Annotated in this window: 2 protein-coding genes; one reads left to right on the top strand and one right to left on the bottom strand. The window is 76.0% G+C overall.

The features are described from left to right. Positions 1 to 505 (top strand): glycosyltransferase (locus tag GT042_RS17070; RefSeq protein ID WP_161309575.1); only part of this gene is annotated, 505 nt, incomplete at its 5' end. 24 nt (positions 506 to 529) lie between these two features. Here GT042_RS17070 and GT042_RS17065 read toward each other — a convergent pair. Beyond that, positions 530 to 921, bottom strand: a 392-nt coding sequence (locus GT042_RS17065) for a helix-turn-helix domain-containing protein (protein ID WP_161309574.1), incomplete at its 5' end; no start/stop codon positions are given.

Below are 921 nucleotides of genomic sequence, written 5' to 3'. Positions count from 1 at the left end.
GCATCAGGGGTACGACACCCTGCTCGACGCGGCCGCCGCGTGGCGCGGCCTCGACCCCGTCCCGCTGCTCGTCGTCGCGGGCGAGGGCCGGGAGCGGGCGCGGCTCCAGCGCCGTATCGACAGCGCGGACCTGCCCGTCCGGCTGGTCGGCCGCCGGGACGACGTCGGCGAACTCCTCGACGCCGCCGACCTGGTGCTGCTCACCAGCCGCTGGGAGGCCCGCTCCGTCCTCGCGCAGGAGACGCTGCGCCTCGGCGTGCCCCTCGTCGCCACGTCGGTCGGCGGCAACCCCGATCTGGTGGGCGACGCCGCCGAGTTGGTGCCGTACGGCGACGCGGTGGCGCTCTCGGCGGCGGTGGTACGGCTCCTCGGCGACGCGGACCGCAGGAAGGAACTCGCGGCGGCGGGCCGGGCGCAGGCGGCGACGTGGCCGACGGAGGAGGACTCGATCGCCCAGATGCTCAGCGTCTACGACGAGTTGACACAGCCGCGACGGGTCCGCTGAGCGGAGGAGTCCGGCCTGACGGTTTCACGGCGCGTGGCGGCGGGCGCGCAGCGCCAGGCTCAGGGCCAGCACCGTCTGCGGGTCGTCCAGGTCGGTGCCCAGCAGCTCCGCGATCCGCGCCAGCCGGTTGTACAGCGTCTGGCGGTTCAGATGCAGCTCACGCGCCGTCTCCGCCTTGCGGCCCGCGTGCGCCAGGAAGACCTCCAGGGTGGGCAGCAGGGCGGGCCGCGCCGTCCTGTCGTGGGCGCGCAGCGGGCCGATCGCGCGGTCCACGAAGGCCGCCAGGTCCGGGTGGTCCCGCAGCCGCCACAGCAGCAGGTCGATGTCCAGACGGCGGGCGTCGTACCACGGCAGGTCGGTGAGGCCCTGCGCCGCCGTCGCGGTCTCGGCCGCGTGCCGCAGGCCCGCGCTCGCCG

Source organism: Streptomyces sp. SID3212, from assembly GCF_009865405.1.
Taxonomy (GTDB): domain Bacteria; phylum Actinomycetota; class Actinomycetes; order Streptomycetales; family Streptomycetaceae; genus Streptomyces.
Note: the sequence above shows the minus strand (reverse complement) of the source record. Positions and strands in the feature narration are given on the sequence as shown.